This window comes from Arthrobacter sp. JCM 19049 (assembly GCF_001310435.1).
On record NZ_BAXF01000860.1, the window covers coordinates 1 to 655 of the forward strand.

Annotated in this window: 1 protein-coding gene; it reads right to left on the reverse strand. The window is 71.5% G+C overall.

Features of this window, described 5'->3' with window-relative positions; translation table 11 throughout:
* A partial coding sequence (locus JCM19049_RS16780; protein WP_279403483.1) for a DUF5719 family protein occupies positions 1-377 on the reverse strand: 377 nt, incomplete at its 3' end.
* Positions 378-655 lie beyond the last annotated feature (278 nt).

Genomic DNA, 655 nt, shown 5'->3' on the forward strand with positions numbered 1-655 from the left:
TGGATGCTGGCGGTGATCTTCCCGCCCAGCGAGCGGATGTTCGCGGAGACCGACTCCTGGCCCTGCGCGTAGCCGCCGAGCACGATGGCCCGGCTCGCCCCGGGGGCCAGCACGATTTCCTGCAGCGTGGAGGTGTCGACCAGCCCCTGCGGACCGCGCAGCTCAATGGAGACCTGGGCGGTGGTGGAGGTCGGGTTGGCCAGGTGCAGCACCGAGGAGCTGCCAGTGGTGGTCTGCAGGCCGGTGAACCGCCAGTTCGACGCGGCCGCAACACAGTTGCCCCGCGGCCAACCGGCCAGGTCCCCGTCCTTGGCCTGGTAGCTGCGCAGCCCGCTGCCGATGGAGGGCAGATCCCCCAGCGGCTGGATGCGCAGCACCTGCAGCGGTCCAGGTTCGCGGTGTTGCTCACCTGGGCGGTGCGCCCGGTCAGGCCCTGGTCATCCGAACCGCGGGCCTCGCGGGCCTGCTCGTCCGGGATGCGCTTGGTCAGCTGGCGGGATTCGTCCTGGCCCAGCTCACCGAGCCCGGATCCGGGATGCGCTTGGCCAGATCGGAGACCACGGCGCTGCGGATGGTGGTGGACACGTCCTTGGCGCCCGGGGCGAACTGCGGGTCGGTGCCGTCCACGCCCTTGAGCAGCTGCAGCACCTGCGGG